We start from the raw sequence: 255 nt of genomic DNA, 5'->3' as shown, positions 1-255 counted from the left end.
CATGCAAGTCGAGCGGCAGCGGGAAGTAGCTTGCTACTTTGCCGGCGAGCGGCGGACGGGTGAGTAATGTCTGGGAAACTGCCTGATGGAGGGGGATAACTACTGGAAACGGTAGCTAATACCGCATAACCTCGCAAGAGCAAAGTGGGGGACCTTCGGGCCTCACGCCATCGGATGTGCCCAGATGGGATTAGCTAGTAGGTGAGGTAATGGCTCACCTAGGCGACGATCCCTAGCTGGTCTGAGAGGATGACC

At 57.3% G+C, this 255-nt stretch carries 1 rRNA gene; it reads left to right on the top strand.

Annotated elements, in window-relative coordinates:
- Positions 1–255 (top strand): 16S ribosomal RNA (locus J1784_RS00055); the annotation flags it as partial.

Origin of the sequence: Rahnella ecdela (assembly GCF_019049625.1) — a bacterium.
GTDB lineage: Bacteria > Pseudomonadota > Gammaproteobacteria > Enterobacterales > Enterobacteriaceae > Rahnella > Rahnella ecdela.
Note: the sequence above shows the minus strand (reverse complement) of the source record. Positions and strands in the feature narration are given on the sequence as shown.